Source organism: Alphaproteobacteria bacterium, assembly GCA_040220875.1.
In the GTDB taxonomy this organism is placed as follows: Bacteria; Pseudomonadota; Alphaproteobacteria; order JAVJVX01; family JAVJVX01; genus JAVJVX01.
Window position 1 is genome coordinate 279,647 of the sequence record JAVJVX010000009.1, and the last position, 20,518, is coordinate 300,164.

Annotated in this window: 11 protein-coding genes and 1 pseudogene; 5 read left to right on the forward strand and 7 right to left on the reverse strand. The window is 60.5% G+C overall.

Annotated elements, in window-relative coordinates:
* Positions 1–33: 33 nt before the first annotated feature.
* Positions 34–2,178 carry a lytic transglycosylase domain-containing protein gene (locus RLQ26_10910; GenBank protein ID MEQ9089233.1) on the forward strand — a complete coding sequence of 715 codons (2,145 nt, stop codon included), beginning with the start codon at positions 34–36 and terminating at the stop codon, positions 2,176–2,178.
* Positions 2,179–2,190: 12 nt separating this feature from the next.
* On the opposite strand, the gene RLQ26_10915 is transcribed toward RLQ26_10910, so the two are convergent.
* Complete coding sequence (locus RLQ26_10915; GenBank protein ID MEQ9089234.1) at positions 2,191–3,558, reverse strand: TrpB-like pyridoxal phosphate-dependent enzyme; 1,368 nt, start codon at positions 3,556–3,558, stop codon at positions 2,191–2,193.
* A gap of 336 nt (positions 3,559–3,894) precedes the next feature.
* Between RLQ26_10915 and nhaA the strand changes: the two genes are divergently transcribed.
* From nhaA to RLQ26_10930, 3 genes are read left to right on the forward strand one after another with little or no spacing between them, the layout of a single operon-like run.
* Positions 3,895–5,139 (forward strand): Na+/H+ antiporter NhaA, encoded by a 1,245-nt coding sequence (gene nhaA / locus RLQ26_10920; protein ID MEQ9089235.1) that lies wholly within the window; start codon positions 3,895–3,897, stop codon positions 5,137–5,139.
* Between the two features lie 58 nt (positions 5,140–5,197).
* A complete protein-coding gene (locus RLQ26_10925; protein MEQ9089236.1) occupies positions 5,198–6,181 on the forward strand; it encodes a bifunctional enoyl-CoA hydratase/phosphate acetyltransferase in 984 nt (327 codons plus the stop codon).
* Positions 6,178–7,359, forward strand: a complete 1,182-nt coding sequence (locus tag RLQ26_10930; GenBank protein ID MEQ9089237.1) for an acetate/propionate family kinase — start codon at positions 6,178–6,180, stop codon at positions 7,357–7,359. The genes RLQ26_10925 and RLQ26_10930 overlap by 4 nt, the downstream gene beginning before the upstream one ends.
* Positions 7,360–7,408: 49 nt before the next feature.
* On the opposite strand, the gene RLQ26_10935 is transcribed toward RLQ26_10930, so the two are convergent.
* Positions 7,409–8,188, reverse strand: a complete 780-nt coding sequence (locus RLQ26_10935) for a response regulator transcription factor (GenBank protein ID MEQ9089238.1) — start codon at positions 8,186–8,188, stop codon at positions 7,409–7,411.
* 277 nt (positions 8,189–8,465) lie between these two features.
* Here RLQ26_10935 and RLQ26_10940 point away from each other — a divergent pair, with 277 nt between their 5' ends.
* On the forward strand, positions 8,466–9,809 hold the full coding sequence (locus RLQ26_10940; protein MEQ9089239.1) for an amidohydrolase: 1,344 nt from the start codon (positions 8,466–8,468) through the stop codon (positions 9,807–9,809).
* Between the two features lie 38 nt (positions 9,810–9,847).
* Here RLQ26_10940 and RLQ26_10945 read toward each other — a convergent pair whose 3' ends face one another.
* The 5 genes and pseudogenes from RLQ26_10945 to RLQ26_10965 form a co-directional block, all read right to left on the reverse strand.
* A complete protein-coding gene (locus tag RLQ26_10945) occupies positions 9,848–12,553 on the reverse strand; it encodes a cation-transporting P-type ATPase (protein ID MEQ9089240.1) in 2,706 nt (901 codons plus the stop codon).
* 29 nt (positions 12,554–12,582) lie between these two features.
* Complete coding sequence (locus RLQ26_10950) at positions 12,583–13,584, reverse strand: hydroxyacid dehydrogenase (GenBank protein ID MEQ9089241.1); 1,002 nt, start codon at positions 13,582–13,584, stop codon at positions 12,583–12,585.
* Entirely contained in the window at positions 13,581–15,986 is a 2,406-nt protein-coding gene (ppsA, locus tag RLQ26_10955) for a phosphoenolpyruvate synthase (GenBank protein MEQ9089242.1), read from the reverse strand. Before ppsA ends, RLQ26_10950 begins: the two co-directional genes overlap by 4 nt.
* Positions 15,979–20,019, reverse strand: a pseudogene (otsB, locus tag RLQ26_10960) (trehalose-phosphatase). The gene ppsA and the pseudogene otsB overlap by 8 nt, the downstream one beginning before the upstream one ends.
* 118 nt (positions 20,020–20,137) lie before the next feature.
* Positions 20,138–20,344, reverse strand: a complete 207-nt coding sequence (locus tag RLQ26_10965; GenBank protein MEQ9089243.1) for a dodecin family protein — start codon at positions 20,342–20,344, stop codon at positions 20,138–20,140.
* Positions 20,345–20,518: the final 174 nt, after the last annotated feature.

Consider the following 20,518-nt stretch of genomic DNA (forward strand, 5'->3'; position numbering starts at 1 on the left):
AAGATGGCCCTCAGCCGGGCCGGGGAAGTCATCGTGACGGGTTTGAAGCACTGGAGCACAATAACGGACGCGCTTGGGCGACGGCAACGGCGCGCCAGGCGGTGGTGGCCTGGCTTGCTTCCGCTCGTTCTCGCGGCCTCGCTCGGGTGGCTTCTTGCCCCGCAAACAGCCCACGCTCAGGACCTCTCGGCCGACCATATCGAAAAGGCCAGGGCCGCGTTTCGTGCGGCGGCCGACGGGCGCTGGCAACACGCCCACGCCCAGGCCCGGGCGACCGGCTCGCCGCTCGTGGCCAAAGCTGTCGAATGGTTCGAGCTCACCAAAGGTCGGAGACAGCATCTCTCCTTCGATCGTCTCAGCGATTTCCTCAAGAACAGCCCGGACTGGCCCTACCAGAATGTCCTGCGCGCGAGAACCGAGGCGGCCATCAATGACGACATTGGCGACAAGACGATCATCGAATGGTTTGATCAGTTCGAGCCGGTCACGTCAGCCGGAAAATTGCGCCATGCCGAATCACTGCTACGCGCCGGAGAGGCCGAAAAGGGCCGTGAAATTCTGCGAGGCCTCTGGCGCTCCGGCCAGTTTTCGATGAGTGAGGAGCGCCGTATCCGAAGGAGCTACAAAGACGTCCTGACCACGTCCGATCATGAAGCCCGACTGTCCTATTTGCTGAGTGAGAGACGGACGACGGAAGCGAAGCGCATCATGCCCTTCGTCTCGCAGGACCGGCAAAAGCTTGCAAATGCGCGGGTCCATCTGATGACCAATGCACCGGGAGTCGATTATGCAATCGAGCGGGTGCCCAGTTATCTGAAATCCGACGCGCTTTTGACTTTTGACCGCGCGAGTTGGCGGCGACGACGCGGACGGACAGACGAGACTCTCGCCATGCTGTCAAATCTGATGCCGCCAGCCCTGCGACCCCATAACTGGTGGCAGGAGCGTGAATTGGCGGCCCGCTACGGGGTGCGCAACGGCGAGACATCACTTGCCTACTCGGTCGCTTCCAACCACGGCTTTGAAGAAGGTGTCGAATACGCCGAGGCGGAATGGCTGGCCGGCTGGATCGCCCTGAGGTTCGCCAACGACCCCAAAACCGCGCTCGGTCATTTCGAGCGCCTGTTCGATAACGTGAGATATCCCGTTAGCCGTGCGCGTGCCGCGTACTGGGCCGGTCGCGCAGCGGCGGCACTGGATCAGCGCCAGGGTGCGCGCCGCTGGTATCGGCAGGCTTCCGAATATGTGACCACTTATTACGGGCACTTGGCGCGGCTTGAAGCGCTGGCCATCGGCGGGCTGACGCATAGCCGGATTCCCGCACCACCCAGGCCCAGCCCGGCTGAGAAGCGGGCCTTTTATGAGGACGAGGTCGTAAGGGTTGTCCGGCTCATGGGCGCTCTCGGCCTCAATGAGGAAATCGACCCTTTCGTGCGCAAACTGAGCTTGCGCGCCGAAACCCCTGCCCAGCACGTTCTGGTCGCAGAAATCGCGATCGAGGCCGGCCGGCAGGACCTGGCGGTCCGGACGGGCAGACGCGCCATCCGGGAGGGGGTCATCAGCCTCGCAACCGCCTACCCGACAACTCCGCCGGTTTCGGCCGCCGTGCTGACCGGTGCAGAAGGCAGCGAGTTGGAAAAAGTGGAAACGGCCTTGATCTTATCGATCATGCGCCAGGAGAGCGGTTTCAAGCCAACTGCCACCAGCCACGCCGGGGCACGAGGACTTATGCAGATCATGCCTGCAACAGCCCGGACGGTTGCACGCAAGGTCGGTGTCCCCTATTCCAGGCAACGGTTGAGGGAGGATCCGGACTATAATCTGCGCCTCGGGCGGGCGTATCTGGCCGATCTTCTGGAACGGTTTGACGGATCCAAGGTTCTCAGCCTGGTCGCATATAACGCCGGGCCCAACCGGGCCGATCGCTGGGTTCGGGAGTACGGCGATCCGCGCCGACCCGAAGTCGATATGGTCGACTGGATCGAGATGATCCCCTTCTCAGAGACGCGGAACTACGTCCAGCGAGTGCTGGAGAATCTTTATATCTACAGGCAACTGCTCGAGGACATTGATCCCGATGCCGGACTGGCGCGGGATCTTCACCTGCCGCCGCCCGAAAGAACGCCCTTTGGCAGGGAGCGCAGCAACGCCCGTGCGCCTGACAGCAGCCCTGGCTGAGCGTGCGGTGAGCTAGACGGCGGCGACCACCGGCAATTTGGCAAGGGACTGGCTCAGCGAGGCCTCGTCATATGAGTCGTCCGACAGTTTGCCGGCAAAGAAATCCATATACGCCTGCATGTCAAAATGCCCATGCCCCGAAAGGTTGAACAGGATACACTCGCTCCGCCCCTCCTCCTTGCAACGAAGGGCTTCGTCGACCGCCGCCTTGACCGCGTGCGTTGATTCCGGAGCTGGCAGGATCCCTTCGACTCGCGCGAAATCGACCCCCGCTTCGAAGCAGCCGAGTTGGCGCAATGCCCGTGCCTCGAGAAGCTCCAGGCTCTTGGCGTGACTGATCAGGGGCGACATGCCGTGGTACCTGAGTCCTCCCGAATGAAACCCCGGCGGCACGAAAGCCGATCCGAGTGTGTGCATCTTCATGAGCGGAGTAAGATGGGCGATGTCTCCAAAATCATAAGCGAATTCGCCCCGCGTCAGCGTCGGGCAAGCTGCCGGCTCTACCGCAATGATTCGGGGATTCGGCCCGCCTCGCAGCCCCGCTCCCATGAACGGAAATGCAATCCCCGCCAGATTGCTTCCACCCCCCGAGCATCCGATGACGATGTCAGGGTAATCATCGGCCATTTCCATTTGGGCGATGGCCTCCAGTCCGACCACCGTCTGGTGGAGACACACATGGTTGAGAACGCTCCCCAAGGCGTAATTGGTATCGTCGCGCGAGGCCGCACGCTCGACCGCTTCCGAAATCGCGATACCGAGACTGCCGGGACTGTCGGGGTTTTCAGACAAGACATCACGCCCGGCCTGGGTCTCGCTACTGGGGCTGGGGATACAACTGGCGCCATAAGCCTCCATCAGCGCCCGCCGGTAGGGCTTCTGCTCGAAGCTCACCCGAACCATGAAAACTTCGATCTCAATGTCGAAAAGACTGCCGGCGAACGCGAGAGACGAACCCCATTGTCCGGCACCGGTCTCGGTAGCGATCTTGCGGACCCCGGCCTCTCGGTTGAAGAACGCCTGCGCCACGGCCGTATTCGGCTTGTGGCTGCCGGCCGGACTCACGCCCTCGTATTTGTAATAAATGCGTGCTGGCGTATCTAAGAACTCTTCAAGCCGCCGGGCCCGGAACAGGGGCGACGGGCGCCATTGACGGTAGATCTTGCGCACGGGGGCAGGAATTTCGATTTCCCGCTCCGCCGAAATCTCCTGACGTATAAGCTCCTTCGGGAAAATCGCTTCGAGATCCGTCGGGTCGAGAGGCTTGTGCGTGGCCGGATGGACCGGGGGCTCCGGGGGCGCCGGGAAGTCAGCCACGATATTGTACCAGTGCGTCGGCATGCGCTCCTCATCAAGGAGATATTTCACGGTCTCGGACACGTTGCCTCCCGGGCCAGCGAATTCGAATGATGGACAGGCAGGATTAGCGGAGGAATTGCCCGAAAATCAAGCGCCATCGCCGCAGCCAGCGACCAAATCCCGCAGATTTCCGCCTTTTCGACAATCACAAATCCCCGGAAGCCCGCATCCCGCTGCCGGACAGAACGAACTTCCGATGAATGAGAAGACCGCGCGATCCATCAAGACGGAAAAGGAAAAAACCGGCGACCCTCGAGCCTCATGGCGGGGAAAAAGATGTGCCAGACTTGAAACGCACAGCAAACTCGACCACAAGGAAAGCGAGGAAAGAATGGCGCAACCGTTCGGGATTAGGCGATGGCCCTGGATCAGCTGACCGAAGCACTCAAGGATCCGCTTGCCCCTATAAAGGAATTCCTGAAGCTTGAAAGCGCTGGCGGCCTCGTCCTCATGGGCGCCGCCGTGCTTGCCCTTCTTATCAGCAATTCCGCCCTGGGCCCCTACTATGATGGGCTGTTCGCCCTGCCCCTGACCATCAGCCTTGGTGACTTCGGAATATCCAAAGCACTTCTCCTCTGGGTCAACGATGGCCTGATGGCCATTTTCTTTCTGCTCGTCGGACTGGAAATCAAGCGCGAAATCCTCGAAGGCGAATTATCAAGCCTTGATCGTGCTGCCCTGCCCGCCGTTGCCGCGGCTGGCGGCATGATCGTCCCCGCCCTGATTTACATTGCGATAACAAACGGCGATCCGGTCGCGCTCAATGGGTGGGCGATCCCCGCCGCAACCGACATCGCCTTCGCGCTCGGAATACTCTCCCTGCTCGGCAAACGGGTGCCGATTTCACTCAAGATTTTCCTCACCGCGCTCGCCATCCTGGATGATCTTGGCGCAATCATCATTATTGCTCTTTTCTATACCCACCAACTCTCTCCCCTCTCGTTGGGGATGGCGGCCATCGCGCTCACCGGACTCTTCTTCATGAACCGGATTGGCGTGACCCGAACGGCCGCCTACGTGCTGGTCGGGATTTTCCTTTGGGTGTGCGTTCTCAAATCCGGTGTACACGCGACACTGGCCGGCGTAGCCCTTGCGCTCGCCATTCCGCTGCGCGCGACGAACGAACATGGAGAGTCCCCCCTGAAGACCTTCGAGCACGCCCTGTTGCCCTGGGTGGCCTTCGGAATCATGCCACTTTTTGCCTTCGCGAATGCCGGCGTCTCCCTGTCCGGCCTTTCACTGGACTCCATCCTCGCCCCGGTCCCGCTGGGCATTGCCCTCGGGCTGTTCCTTGGTAAGCAGGTAGGCATCGCGGGCTTCAGCTGGCTCGCCATCAGGGGCGGTCTCTGCCGGTTGCCTGACGAGGTGACATGGCTGCAACTCTATGGGGCGAGCATTCTCGCCGGCATCGGCTTCACCATGAGCCTTTTCATCGGCACACTCGCCTTCTCGGACCCGGCCTATGCCGTCGACGTGCGGATCGGCGTGTTGGGCGGCTCGCTGATCTCGGCACTAACCGGTTATCTTCTACTGAGATTCGCGACAAAATCGAAGGCAGTCGGGGCTGGCGGCAAGCCCGAGACGAGCAGCCGAAAAACCTGATATCCTTCTGTCATAGTCGATTGTTAGGATTCAGACATCGCGCAAGGCGACCACACCAATGGCGAAGAGAGACAGGGTGCGACCAACCAAACCCGCGATGATCGCGGAACCGCATCACGAACCCGGCGCTGGCCATGCCGAGCTGATCGCCCGCGCGCGCCGATTTGAAGCCATCCGCATGGCCGTTGTACACCCGGTCGACACGCTTTCCCTGAGCGGCGCAGTCGAGGCACAAAAGAATGGCCTGATCATACCTGTGCTGGTGGGTCCACCGCACAGGATCGAACAGGCCGCCCGGGACGCCGACATCGACATTTCGGATTTCGAAATCCTTGCCGCGGAACACAGCCACGCGGCGGCGCGCAAGGCCGTCGATCTGGCCCGGACGGGCGAGGTCGATGGCCTGATGAAGGGCGCCATACATACCGATGAAGTCATGACACCCGTGATAGACCACGAGTTCGGCCTCCGCACCGAGCGGCGCATCAGCCATGTATTTGTCGTGGATATCTCCACATATCCGCGCCCCCTGCTTCTGAGCGATGCGGCGATCAACGTATATCCTGACCTCGAGGACAAAAGGGATATCGTACAGAACGCGATAGACATGGCCCGTGCGCTTGATATTGCCGAACCCCGCGTCGCGATCCTTTCCGCCATCGAGACGGTGAACCCGAAAATCGTATCCACCGTCGATGCCGCGGCGCTTTGCAAAATGGCTGATCGTGGTCAGATATCGGGCGGACTGCTTGACGGGCCGCTAGCTTTCGATAACGCAATCTCGATGGAAGCCGCCGCCGCCAAAGGCATTGTTTCGCCGGTCGCCGGACGCGCCGACATCCTGATCGTGCCGGACCTCGAGGCGGGCAACATGCTGGCAAAGCAGCTCGAATATCTGACGGACGCGCAACTCGCCGGTATCGTCACTGGAGCGCGCGTCCCTATCGCTCTGACCAGCCGGGCGGACGACGTGCAGACGAGGTGCGCGTCGGCCGCCGCCGCCGTACTTCTCGCCCATTACAGAAAGACCTCCCGACCGTGACCAAGGCATATCTGGTCCTGAATGCCGGCTCCTCCAGCCTGAAATTCTCCATTTTCGACCAGAATTCCAAGACACGTGATCCTGTCCGCCTGTACCGGGGGGATATTACGGGCATCGGCGGGGCCCCGCGTTTTTCCGTCCGGGATCCGGACAACGGCGAAATTCGACACACGACACTGCCTCCGGATACCGGGCAGGCCGGAGCCCTCGAGCACCTCCTGGTTTGGTTAAAAAATCTGGAAGACGTGATCGAGCTGGTCGCCGCGGGACATCGCATCGTTCATGGCGGACGTGTATTCCCGGGGCCGGTTCGCGTTACCGATGCCGTAATCTCGGAGCTGGAGACGCTGAGCTCTCTCGCGCCGCTGCACCAACCCCACAATCTCGCGGGCATCCGCGCGGTTCAGTCCGCCTATCCGGATCTTCCGCAAATCGCCTGCTTCGATACCAGCTTTCACATGACCCAGCCCGACCTGGCCCGGCGGTTTGCCTTGCCTGAAGAAATTACCGACAAGGGCGTCGAGAGATACGGCTTCCATGGTCTCTCCTATGAATATGTCCGCGACAGCCTGCGAAGAAAAGCCCCCTCAGTGGCCGAGGGCCGCGTCATCGCCGCCCATTTGGGCCATGGTGCGAGCCTCTGCGCGTTGCGCGGTGGGAACAGCATCGCCACGACGATGGGATTTACCGCCCTCGACGGGCTTCCTATGGGAACGCGCTGCGGCGATCTCGACCCGGGCGTGGTCCTGCACCTTCTGGGGCCAGCCGGTTACAGCCTCGAAGAGGTGACCGCGCTTCTCTACCGTCAATCGGGGCTTCTGGGTCTTTCCGGCATCAGTGACGATATGAGAGACCTGCTGGCAAGCGACGCGCCCCGCGCCAAGCTTGCCGTCGATCTTTTTGTCTACAGGACATTGCGGGAAATCGGATCGCTGACAGCCGCCCTTCAAGGCCTGGATGCTCTGGTTTTTACCGCCGGTATCGGCGAAAACGCCCCCCTCGTGCGGGAAAAAATCGGCGCGGCTCTGGGATGGTTGGGGCTCGAGGTGGAACCGGCCCGAAATCACGCAAATGCAAAAGTGATTTCCACAGACGGGTCCCGGGTTTCCTGCTTTGTCATTCCGACGGACGAGGAGAGCATCGTCGCTCGTCATATCCACGAAAGCCTCGCCACGTAGCTCTTCGAGCTGCCGCCGCGACCGCACAGTCTGATGGGTGGACCCGTTGTTAGCCCAACCCTTCCATACGTGCACCGAGCCCGGCGATCGCCGCCTGGGTCCGGTTCTTTACGCCGAGTTTGCGAAAAATGCTTTTCACGTGGACCTTGACCGTCCCTTCCAGCATGGCGAGATCCCGGGCAATCTCCTTGTTGGAATAGCCGCGCGAAATCAGTTCCAGAACGTCACGCTGCCGTGCTGTCAAAGATGCGTGTCCGCCGACTGAAAGCCCGGAGGGGAGCGATAGCATTACATCATGGAAAACGGGGAAAAGCCGACCCGGGAGATATATCTCACCGCTCAGGACCAGATCCGCGGCGCTCAGCAGCACTCGGGCGTTGCTGGATTTAAAGACCAGCCCTTTCATGCCAGCGGCAATAATCCTGAGTGCGGTCGCGTTCGAGCATGAGCGCACATATACGAGTGTCTTCGCAGCGCCGGCCAACGGGCTCAATTCACCACGGGGCAGGGCAAAAAATTCCCCGCCGGCTTCGAGGCCCAGAATGACCAGATCGACATTGCCGAGCTGCAGAATCGATGCGGCATCGTAAAGAGAGTCCGCCTCGGTGATTTCAGGCGTATCGAACCTGTCGGAAAGCATCGCGGCCGTGCCGCGGCGCGCCATCGCGTCAGGATCGATGATCAGGATGGCTGGCGCGCCTGCCCCGGCTGCCCGACGACCGGTATCCCGTCCCTCGACGCACCGCGCATCTGAAATCCCGGGAGCCGGCGCCCGCCCCGTCGCGACGGGCTCGGTCTCTTCGCGCAGTTTACGGTTGGGATCAGGCATGGGCGTGTCCTCCGTCCCGCCGCGGCCGGAACCGCGAAGACCCGATTGACCGATGCCGCACTCGGCAGCGGCTTCCCACCCCTCTTCTATCGGGTCATATGCCTCCCAAATATGGCGAATTTGCGATATGCCTTCGCAATTTTATGGACATTGTCGCGCCACACTCGGGTCCGATGTCCTTTTAGTGCCGGGCGCACTTGTGAAAGGCATCGCGGGCAGGAATAATCGCCGCCGACACAGGCTCGACACACACGCGTTTCTTTTGGGGGGCAAGATCATGACGGATTCTCTACTTATTCAAGGCGGCACGATCTTGACGGCCACCAAAGAACAGCCGGTCATCGAGAACGGCTTCATCCTCATCGAAAAGGGACAGATTGCGGCGATCGGGCCGGGCCGGCCAAAGCCAGAGATAGACGTGGATGAGGTTATCGACGCCCGTGACAAGCTTGTGATCCCCGGCTTCGTCAACGCGCACACTCATCTCTGCATGACACTCGGTCGGTCTCTGGGTACGGATCGTACCCTGCTGCAATGGCTGTCCCTTTCCCAATTACCCTTCATGAACCAGATGACGCCCGAAGACTACGGGCTCGCGGTCACCCTCGGGGCGATCGAAAACCTGAAATCGGGGAACACCACCGTCTGCGAGATATTTTTTTCCTCCCGATATGACGACGGCGCGGATGAAATCGCCGTGGCGGCGCTTGCCGAGACCGGCATACGAGGGCTCTTCTTCCGGTGTTCCAATGACGAAGAATTCGCACCGGGCTTTCACGAGGCAACCATCGACATCTCGACGCGTAGCCAGCGGCTCATCGAAACATGGCGAACGGATAAACGTGTTCATGTGGGCGTCGGCCCCATCGTGCCCTGGTCTGCCAGCGAAAACTACTGGGCCGATACAGTCGATCTCGTGACAAACAAGGCCGTTCCCGTCCATCTCCATACGGCCGAGACCCCCGAATATAACGATCTGATCAGTGCCCGAAGCGGGAAACGAAATGTGGAATTTCTCGCGGACATCGGTGCGCTCGGCCCGAACGTGATGCTCAACCACTGCGTCCATCTTACGCCCGGCGACATCGACCTCATCGCCGAGCACGGTTCGCCCGTCATTCACGACCCCACATCCAATATGATACTTGCCTCCGGCGTTTCTCCTGTCCCCGAAATGCGCGCCGCCGGAATTACCATGGGGCTCGCCTGCGACGGGCCCGCCTGCAACAATACCCAGGACATGTTCGAAGTCATGAAGGACGCTGCGCTCTTGCACAAGGTAACACGCCTGGATTCAGGCGTTCTGACCGCTGCCGATGTTTTCGCCATGGCCACGACCGGCGGGGCCCAGGCGGCGGGACTGGGCGACAGCGTTGGCTGCCTTGCGCCAGGCCGAACCGCCGACATCGTCCTCGTCGATACGCTGTCAAGCCATATGCGCCCCCTGCACGACCCGATGGCCGCGCTGGTGTATTCCGCCCGCGCGGCCGATGTCGACACCGTGCTCGTGGGGGGCCGGGTTGTCGTCCGCAACCGGGAAATTCTCACCGTCGACGAGAAATCCGTCATCCGGCGGGCGCAGACGAGAGCGGAAGAGCTTCGACGCTCGGCCGGCGTCTGAAGCCAGCGCGGGACAAACCACGGGGTCGACGAGGCCGGTCATTGCATCCGCCGAAGCCAGTTCGGCCGGAGGACATGAAGCCCGAGCCCCAGGGCCAGCGGCACCAGACTGCCACCAATCGCGAGACACCAGCCGCGGAAATCGGGCATGGCCATGCCGAGAAGGTCCGCAAGGCCGGGGACGGCCACAGCGCCCGTAATAAGCGCGGCAGACAGCGCCAAAGCGCCCCAGACAAACGGGTTTTCCGTCACTTCATTTCTGAGCAGCGGCGCATCCGACGCCCGCATATTGAAGACATGCCAGAGCTGGGCGAACGCCAGGGTCAAGAATGAGATCGTCAGCGCCTGCTGTTCCCCCATGCCCAGGGGACCAAGCGCGAGAACGAAATTGGCTATCACTGCGGATGTTATGAAAACGCCATAAACCACGATGGCGATCCAGCGATCCCGGCCGAGAATTGCCTCTCGCGGATCCCTCGGCGGGCGACGCATGATGTGGGGATCTCCTTCGCCAAACCCCAGGGCGAAAGCGGGGAAAACATCCGTAACCAGGTTGAGGTAAAGTATCTGCAACGGCAGCAGCGGAAGCGGCAGGCCGCTCATGGCTGCCCCGCCAATGACAAGAATTTCGCTGAGATTGCAGGACATCAGATAGACCACGAATTTTCGGATGTTCCCGAAAATAACCCGGCCCTGGCGCATGGCCGCCACGATCGATGGAAACGCGTCATCCCGCAAAACCATATCGGCAGCCTCGCGCGCGACTTCCGTGCCCCGCTGGCCCATGGCGACACCGATATCCGCCTTTTTCAGTGCAGGTGCGTCATTGACCCCGTCTCCCGTCATGGCGACGATCTCACCGTTCCTCTGATACAGGGAGACGATGGAGAGTTTTGTTTCCGGACTAACTCTCGCAAAGACTAATGCCTGGAGAAACCGGGCTTCTTCTGCGGGCGGTATGACTTCGCCCGCCCGGATATCGGCTGTATCGATGACCGAAGCATCGTCTCCCGCAAGGTTGATATTCTGCGCGATCGTCAGCGCCGTCCCGGCATGGTCGCCCGTGATCATGACCACGCGAACCCCAGCGCTATGGCAGGCTTCGATAGCGGCACCGACATCGGCTCGGGGCGGATCCAACAGCCCCACCAGCCCCACCAAAGTCAAATCGTCATAAGGCATGACATTTGGCTGACTGGCTTCCTTCATAGCCACGGCCAGAACACGCAATCCCTTCAAGGTCATGTCATCGTTGTATCGCAGCCAGTCTGTTCGACCGGCGTCGTCGAGCGGGACCGCCCCTTCACCCGCGAACAGACGCACGCTATGCCTGATGACTTCTTCCGGCGCGCCCTTCACGGCAACGAAATAGTTCATGTCCGTTCCCGGGCGGGCGGGCGGCTGGTGGATTGTCGCCATCATCCGGGTTTCGGGGCTGAACGGCTCTTCAGCCACCCTGGGAAATTCCGCCTCCAGCGAACCTGCCTCCATCCGCGCCCTCCGGCCGGCCGCAAGTAGCGCAATTTCCATCGGATCGCCCTCATCACGTTCCGTCCGACCCTGATTATCCGGTGTGGCGAGAGAGGCATTGTTACACAGAGCAGCGATCCGCAGGGCCAACCGAGCTGGTCCATTTGCCGCCTTGCCCTGGTCACTCAGGGCGTCAGTCGGATGCACCCCACCGGCCTTCGAGTCGAGCTGCACGATTCCGTCGACAACCCGGATCCGGTCCACGGTCATACGGTTCTCGGTAAGCGTTCCGGTCTTATCCGTCAGGACAACGGTCGTGGCACCGAGAGTCTCCACGGCCGAGAGATTCTCTATCAGCGCATTCCGGCGAGCCATACGCCACATGCCACGGGCCAACGCCACTGTCGCCACAATAGGCAGACCTTCGGGAACGGCGGCTACTGCGAGCGCCACGGCAGTCTTGACCATTGTCGCGAACGGGTGGCCGGCATAAACGCCGCTGACGCCGATCAGCACCGCCAAGCCTAACGTCGCCCAGACGAGCTGCCCGCCCAACCGGTCAAGCCGCTTTTCCAAAGGGGAAATCTCGGCTTTCGCCTCAGCAGCCAGGGTAGCGATCTTGCCGATCTCGGTTTCCATACCCGTAGCAACCGAGATCGCGATACCGGTGCCGCGCGTTACGGCCGTGCCCTTGAACGCCATGCTCGTGCGCTCGGCCACGGGGGCATCGGAGGAGACCCGCCCGACGGATTTCGATACGGGCAGAGATTCGCCAGTCAGAGCTGACTCATCGCATTGCAGTCCGGCGGAGTTTACAAGACGAAGGTCCGCTGGCACGACGTCTCCGCTTTGAAGCAGAATTATGTCGCCGGGGACAATTTCATCAGCGAGGACCGTAACGGTGCGACCTTCGCGCCGGACCCGGGCGTGCACCCGTGAAAGCCGGCGCAGGGATTCCATCGATTTGATGGCCCGCAATTCGGTGGTAAACCCGATTGTGGAATTGATGGCCAGGACCGCGACGATGGTCCAGCCCTCGGCCCAGTCCCCGAGAAAAAAGGACAGCGCCGCGGCAGCCGCCAGGAGATAGATGATAATGCCCCGGAACTGGCCCAGGAGGATGGTCCAGACACCGCGACGCGCCGTTTCACTGAGGCGGTTCAGCCCGTATTTCCGGCGCCTCTTTGCGACCTCCGGCTGAGTAAGACCGCTCTCCAGCGGAACGCCGCTCATCCGAAGGATTTTTTCCACCGGTTGCGCGTGAGCGTCATCCATAACCGCGCCTCGTCCGATGGATCTGCCGGTCAGCTGACCAGATGTCGCGGCCTGCCGGCGATAAATGCTTCGATGTTCTCGCGGGTCGTATCAAGGATACGACGTACCGCTTCTTTGGTATTGAAGGCACTGTGGGGCGTGATCAGAACGTTCCGCAAGCGCAAAAGAATATGGTCTGCAAGGAGACTTTCCAGATCATGTTCCCGGCTAAAGGCCGAGCGCAATAGTTCCGCCTCCTCCCTGATGACCGGCTCTTCCGGCAGGACATCAATCCCGGCCGCGGCCACCCGCCCCCTGGACAGGGCTCTCAACAGGCTTCGGACATCGACAACGGATCCCCGGGCCGTATTGATCAGCACGACCCCGTCTTTCATGGCGTCAAATTCCCTATCGGCGATCATATGACGGGTTTCCGTCGTTGCCGGCACATGCAGAGACAAGACATCTGCCCGGCCAAGCACATCCATAAATGACGTGTATTCAAAGCCCACCTCTTCCGCCACTGCCTCGTCCGGCCTGGTATCATAGGCAAGCACGTCCATGCCGAATCCTTTGGCGATACGCGCCGTATGGCGGCCGATATTGCCGGTCCCGATGATGCCCATGACCTTGCCCTCGAGATCGAAGCCGGTCAGTCCCGCCTGCGTGAAATCGCCCCGGCGGGTCCGGTCCACCGCCTCGACCAGGCGATGACTGATTGCGAGGAGCAGCGCAAAGACATGTTCGGCTACCGTATTTTCACCGTAATTCGGAACATTGGTTACCGTAATATCGCCGGCGTGGCAGATGTCGAGATCGATATGGTCAAACCCCGTGGACCGGGTTGCAATCAGCTTGAGTCCGGGAAATTGGCTCAGCACTTCCCGGTTCAGGGCCGAATAGATGAAGGTCGAGATGATTTCCGCGTCGCTGTGCTTGCTGGCCGAATGCTTGTCCAGACGTCCCGCCTCAAAAACCAGATCGTGCTCCCGTTCGAGACTGGCGAAGGCCTCGCGTTCCCAAGGCTCGATTTCGAAGATCACGATTTTCACAAGGTACTCTCCGGACGACCGGATTCAGCTTCGGTCCGAGCCACAACTTCCTTGACCGCCAGAAAACTGTCCGGACTTACCGATATTGAGGTAATCCCCTGGGATACCAGGAAGGCCGCGAATTCCGGGTGGTCGCTGGGCGCCTGGCCACAGAGCCCGGTCGGGATTCCGGATTTTCGGGCTTTCGACAGAAGATCGCCGATCGCCGCCTTTACCGCCTCGTTCTGCTCATCAAAGAGGCCGCTCAACAGGCTGCTGTCACGATCGACCCCTAGGATCAGCTGAGTCAGGTCGTTCGATCCAATGGAAAAGCCGTCAAACCGCTCGGCGAATTTTTCCGCCAGCAGGACGTTTGAAGGAATCTCCACCATCACATACACATCGAGACCGTTTTTACCCCGCATCAGGCCATTCTCCGCGAGGACCTCGAGCACGTTATCGGCCTCTTCAAGGGTCCGGCAGAACGGAATCATGACGACAATGTTGTCGAGGCCGATTTCCTCGCGGGCGCGGCGAACCGCCTGACATTCGAGGGCAAACCCGGCCCGATAGCCTTCGCTGTAATACCGGCTCGCCCCGCGCCAGCCGAGCATCGGATTCTCCTCCGCCGGCTCAAACGCCTCACCCCCGATAAGTCTGGCATACTCATTCGTCTTGAAGTCGCTCATCCGGACAATTACGCGATTGGGGAAATGGGCCGCCGCAATACGCGCCATTCCTCGCGCGAGGGTCTCGACGAAATATTCCGACTTGTTGTCGTAAGCCTTTGTCAGTGCATCTATTTCACGACGCGCCTTTTTATCCTTGAGCGTTTCGAAACGAACCAGCGCCATCGGATGGATCCTGATCTGGGTCCCGATAATGAATTCCATGCGAGCGAGCCCGACCCCATCGGTCGGCAATCTCCACCAGCGGAAAGCCGCGGCCGGATTGGCAAGGTTGACCATAATTTTGGTTTCCGTCGCCGGGATTTGCCCCAAGTCGATTTCCCGGACGTCATAATCCAGCGCCCCCTCGTAGACGTTTCCTTGCGCGCCCTCGGCGCAGGAAACTGTAACCTCGTCGTCGTCCTGGAGGGTATCTGTTGCCCCGCTCGCGCCGACGATAGCGGTCAGTCCAAGTTCCCGACTCACGATCGCCGCATGACTGGTACGTCCGCCGTGATCCGTAACGATGGCAGCCGCCTTTTTCATGATCGGAACCCAGTCGGGGTCCGTCATGCCGGTAACCAGGACCGCCCCCGGCACGAACTGATCGATATCCCGGGCGCTGTCCAGCCGACAAACCTTTCCGGTAGAAATGGCGTCTCCGATCGCCAGCCCCGAGACGAGCTTGCGGCTCGTCGTTTTCAGTTTGTAGGACTTGAGCGTTTGGGCCTCCCGCCGCGACTGGACGGTTTCGGGCCTTGCCTGAACGACAAACAGGTCTCCAGTACGCCCGTCCTTCGCCCATTCCATATCCATGGGCTGACCGTAATGCTCTTCGATTACCACCGCCCATCGGGCCAGCTGCAGGATTTCCTCATCGTTGAGGACGTAGGCGGACCGCTCCTTCATCCTGGTAGAGACCAGCTTTGAACTGCCTTTGCCGCCCTTCGCATAGATCATCTTCTGCGCCTTGCCACCAAGCGACTTCTCGATGATGGGCTTGAGATGGGAATGGCTCAGCAGGGGCTTGAAGACGTGGTATTCGTCGGGATCGACCATGCCCTGAACAACGGTCTCACCCAGTCCCCAGGCTGCATTGATCAGCACACTGCCGGGAAAGCCCGTTTCTGTGTCTATGGAAAACATGACGCCCGACCCTGCCTTGTCGGCACGCACCATCTCCTGCACGCCGACCGACAAGGCCACGTCCATGTGATCGAAGCCGTGGTTTCGCCGGTATATGATCGCCCGATCGGTAAAAAGAGAGGCAAAACATTTCTTGCATGCCTTGAGCAACGCGGCGTCCCCCCGCACGTTGAGAAATGTCTCAAGCTGTCCGGCGAAGCTTGCTTCCGGCAGATCTTCCGCCGTCGCGCTGCTACGAACCGCCACGCTTCCAACCCTGTGGCCGCTTCGTTCCGTCATATCGTGATAGGCGTCGAGGATGGCATCCGAAAGCGCCACGGGGAAATCTGCCTCCAGAATCAGCCTGCGAACGGATTTCCCGACCGCGGCGAGATTGCTGCCATCCTCTTTCAAGGCCCCGAGCCGCTCGGCCAGGACCGGCTTGAGTTCATTTGCCTCGAGAAACTCCCAATAAGCCGTCGCTGTTGTCGCAAACCCGCCGGGAACCCTGATGCCGGCCTCGCCAAGATGCGCAACCATTTCCCCCAGAGAAGCGTTCTTGCCGCCGACAACGGCAACGTCAGCCCGGGAAATGTCGGAAAACCATCGCAGAAGATCGCCGTTACCCATTTTGCGCCGACCTCCCTGAGGCCAAAGCCGTCCCCGGTGGTTTCCGGTTTTCGTCCCGGTCCCGCTCTTCCGGCCGCAAAAGCCGGAATTCGTAGCTATCACCGGGTGCCACGTCGCGAAACCGGCCACGATAGGCAATGGTAATGGGATTCGCGGTAAAGGCACGGCTTGCGATCCGCAAACGCTCGTGATTGGCCTCCACATCGAGCACCTGGCGACGGTAGCGCAGGCGCACTTTTACGCCGCCGAGATTCTCGGGGAGGCCTGGGTCGAAATGCAGGACGTTCGCACGCATCTCGATCCCGAGGAAGCAGCGCTGGATGAGATCGATCGCGCCCGCCATCGCGCCCACATGTATGCCCTCCCGCGTCGAGCCTCCCTGAATATCGGAAATGTCGCTCTCGAGCGCCCGCTGGAAAAGGTGCCACGACCGTGGACGGTCGGACCGCGCCAGCACCCAGGAATGAGCCACCCGGCTCAGGGTGGACCCGTGGGACGTCCGGGACAGGTAATATTCCACATTGCGCGGGATCGTATCGTACTCGAACGGATAGCCGAGCTGCTCGAACAGCAAACGAAGCTCATCGGCCGAGAAAAGATAGAAAAGCATCAGCACGTCGGCCTGCTTGGAAACTTTGTAACGGTTTGGTGTATCTCCCTCAGCCTCCAGAATCCGGTCGAGGCGCTGTATGTCGCCGTATTTTTTCTCGTACGCCCGCCAGTCGAACTCGGCCAGATCGCCGTAGCCGTCGAACTGGCTGATAATGCCGCCGTCGTGGAACGGAACCCTGAGCTTGCGGCTGATGACCTGCCACTGGTCTATCTCATCCAGGCTGAGGCCGATTTTTTCGCAAATCCTCTCGCACTGCACTTTGGGAAGCAGGTCGAGCACATCGCAGGTGCGTGTCAGGACCCAGGCCGCCATGACATTGGTATACGCATTATTGGCGAGCCCGCCTTCCTGTTCGGGATCGGCATCCGGATAGGCCGTATGATATTCGTCCGGCCCCATGACGCCCTTTATCTCGTATCGGTCGATCGCGGCGTTATAGGTCGTAAGGCTGGCGAGAAACCGGGCAATTTCAAGCATCATTTCGGCACCGTAGAAGTACAGAAACTCGTGGTCGTCGGTCGCCTGATGGTATTTCCAGATGCTGTAGGCGATGGCGGCGTTGATGTGCCGTTGACGGTAGGTGTTGTCGGGCAGCCAGCGGCCCGAGCGCGGATTGAGATGAACCCGCTGGCTCTCTTCTCGACCGTCGCTGCCGCTTTGCCAGGGGTACATCGCCCCTTCGTAGCCCGCCTCTTGAGCGGACCGGCGCGCTTCGGGCAGCCGGCGGTAGCGATAGCGCAACAGCGCACGAGTCAGCATCGGCATCCGAAGAGTCATGAATGGGAAAATGAATACCTCGTCCCAGAAGATGTGTCCGCGATAGGCTTCACCATGCCAACCCCGGGCCGGCACCCCGGCATCCCGATCAACGGAATGAACGGACACGGTTTGCAGCAGATGAAAAACGTTCACGCGCAGATTAAGGGCGGTGTCTTCCGTCAGATGGTCCTCGAGGATGATATCGAATTCGTCCCAGAGGTGATTCCAGGCAAGTGCGTGGGCCGAAAAAAGTGACTCGAACCGACCGGTATGCGCCAGAGTGCGCTTCGCTTCGAGACCCGGCTCCGAGATCGCCTGATCGAGCGAGCTGTGGAAGGCCACGATCTTTTCGACTGTAATGCTCTCTCCCTTCTTGATGGGATGGCTGATGTCCTGTCGGATCTGGTCTTTGAGGATTTTGACCTCGCGCTTACCCCCGATCTCGGCATTATTCTGGTAGAGCCGCGTACGGGCCGCCTGGGAGAATTGGATAAGGGACTGGGTGGTTCGTCCCCTGAGAAAGATGACATCTTCACCCAGATGATGCAGATCGGTCGTCTCCAGGTGCTGGCTGGACAGGTCCCGGTAACGCGCCACGCCTGCGTTGGTGATCGCAGCATCGAGCACCGAGCGCACCGTGAGAACGCCCGCCCAGTCTTCGGCCGAGATTTCCACTGAAAGGGCGGCCAGATTGGGGTTCGCCATACTGACGATGCGGCGCTCGAACCAGCGCGTGGTGCGTCCGTCCGTGTCACGAAAGCGAATGTTCCGGGTGAGCAGGCCCGCCTTCAGGTTCAACTCCTGCCGGAACGACAGAATTTCGACTTCGTCGAGCCGGAACCAGTCACCATTATCGATTCGGAAGGTCAACCTCAGCCAGTTGGGGAAATTGACGAGATCCTCGTTCTCCACTTCGCGATTATCGACTTTGGACGTCAGACGGTTATAGCCGCCCGCGAGATAGGTGCCGGGATAGTGAACATTGTCGGCCGTGCTGTCCGGCGCGGCGCCGCGTGTCGCGAAATACCCGTTTCCCAACGTGCAGAGCGTTTCGCGCAACCCTTCCTGGTCGGGCTCATACTTGTCGTACCCAAAACACCATTGATCCATTCAGGCCTCCCCCGCGCCAGTTTCCGCAAGGAACTTCAGAAATCGGGCTACCTCATCCGTGTCCGGCAGGGCGTAATCGGCGGCCGTTTGCCTGTCCTCCTCACCCCGGACCGCGATCGACATGCCAGTCCCTGCAAGGACCCGAAACGCATCCTCATCCGTGATATCGTCCCCTATATAGAGAGGGAGTATGGCAGATTGGTCAGAGTCAAGCCGCTCCACCAGCCATTCGACCGCACGGCCCTTGTCCCACCGGATATCAGGCTGAACCCTGAAGACCTTTTTTCCGTGGCCCATGTGGAGCCGGGGGAACTCCGTGAGGGCTTCCTCCACGATTCTTTCAATGCGGGGAACATCTTGCACCCCGGCCCTTCGATAATGCACTGCAACAGAGAAACGTTTGCGCTCGACGGCGTGCCCATCGATATCGGTCAGGCGCGCCCGGAGCTGTGCCTCGATTTTGTCCAGGTCAGGCAGGAATTCCACGCCTTTTTCCAGCCTTTGCTTCCAGCCGCCCGGGCCCTCAATCTCAAACCCATGGCTGCCCGCGTAGTACAGTGAGTTCAGTTGCACAAGCCCCCTGAGGATCGCGACATCGCGCCCGCTCACGACGGCGACCCGGCAGCGACGACTCAGGGTCTGCAGGGCCTGCCGCATGTCCGCCGGCAGAAAGGCCCGCCGATAGTCCTCAACGATGGGTGTCAGCGTGCCATCGTAATCGAGGAAGACCACGGGGACGTGGCCGGCCAGACGACCCCGGATCTCATCCAGATGGGAGGTGGCAAGGGGCCGCGTGGAGAGCCGCTTTATTCCGATTTCGCCGGCCCGGCTGCAGGTTAGCTCGGCAACATCATTGATCACGATATCGGCACCCGCTCCGGCCAGTTGCGCTGCGTTCCCGCCGCGGTCAACTCCGATGACCAGACCGAAGCCGCCAGCACGTCCGGCCGTGACACCCGCGATCGAGTCCTCTATGACCGCTGTCTTCACGGGCGGGATCCCGAGCCGCGCCGCCGCCTCGATCAGCATGGCAGGATCTGGCTTGCCCGGCAGCCCGAGCGACGCCGCCTCATCCCCGTCCAGCCGTACCGCGAATGATTGCAGCACCCCGGCGCTTCGCAGGACAGCCGCCGCGTTGCGGCTTGCCGAAAAGACCGCTTTCCTTACGCCCGCTTTCCCGAGCGCCTCCATGAAGGCCATTGTTCCCGGAAAAACTTTCGCGGCGTTTTCGTCGAGCCAAGCCCTGAATATTTCGTTCTTCCGATTACCGAGACCGCAAATCGTCTCGGCTTCCGGACCATCGGTTTCAAGACCCCAGGGAAGCGAAATGCCTCGCGCGGCGAGAAAGCTTTCCACGCCATCGTAACGTGGCTTCCCATCGAGATACGACTTGTAATCCTGATCCGGATCGAAGGGGTGAAGGGTGACGCGATATCGCGCGGACCAAGATTTCAGAAATTCGTCGAAGAGCCGCTGCCAGGCAGCGGCGTGTGCTTCGGCCGTGTCGGTAACGACGCCATCCATGTCGAACAGCACCGCCTGAACCGCCATGTCCGTCCCGTGGCGCACATCGTCGCCGACACCCGCTCCGGCCACTTCGCATACCGACCTTTCGTATGGGTCGTCCTGCCCCTCCGTGACCATGCGTCAATACAGCGCCACTGACATCTCAGGAGTTTTCCAGCAGGAAGGAAATTTTGCCGTTGATCCGGTACCGGGTAATCTTGCCATTTTCAACGCTGGCTTCCATTTCCTTGATGTAGATCGACTTGATGTCGCGGACCGATTTCCCGGCCTGATCGACCGCCTTCTGCGCAGCATCCTCCCAATTCTTATCGGACTGCGCCAGCACCTCGATGACTTTCAGCATTGTCATATCGGCCTCTCTTTTTATGAAACTCAAGAGAACTTTGTTACTGTAACGGCCGGCTGCGGGTTGGGACTTTGATTCAAATCAAGGTCTCCCGTTTCAACGCCTGGAGGCGGGGTTGCCCCCGGCAGATAAGACGGGGTCGACGTTCTCCGCTCGAGACCGTGAATCCGGGGAACC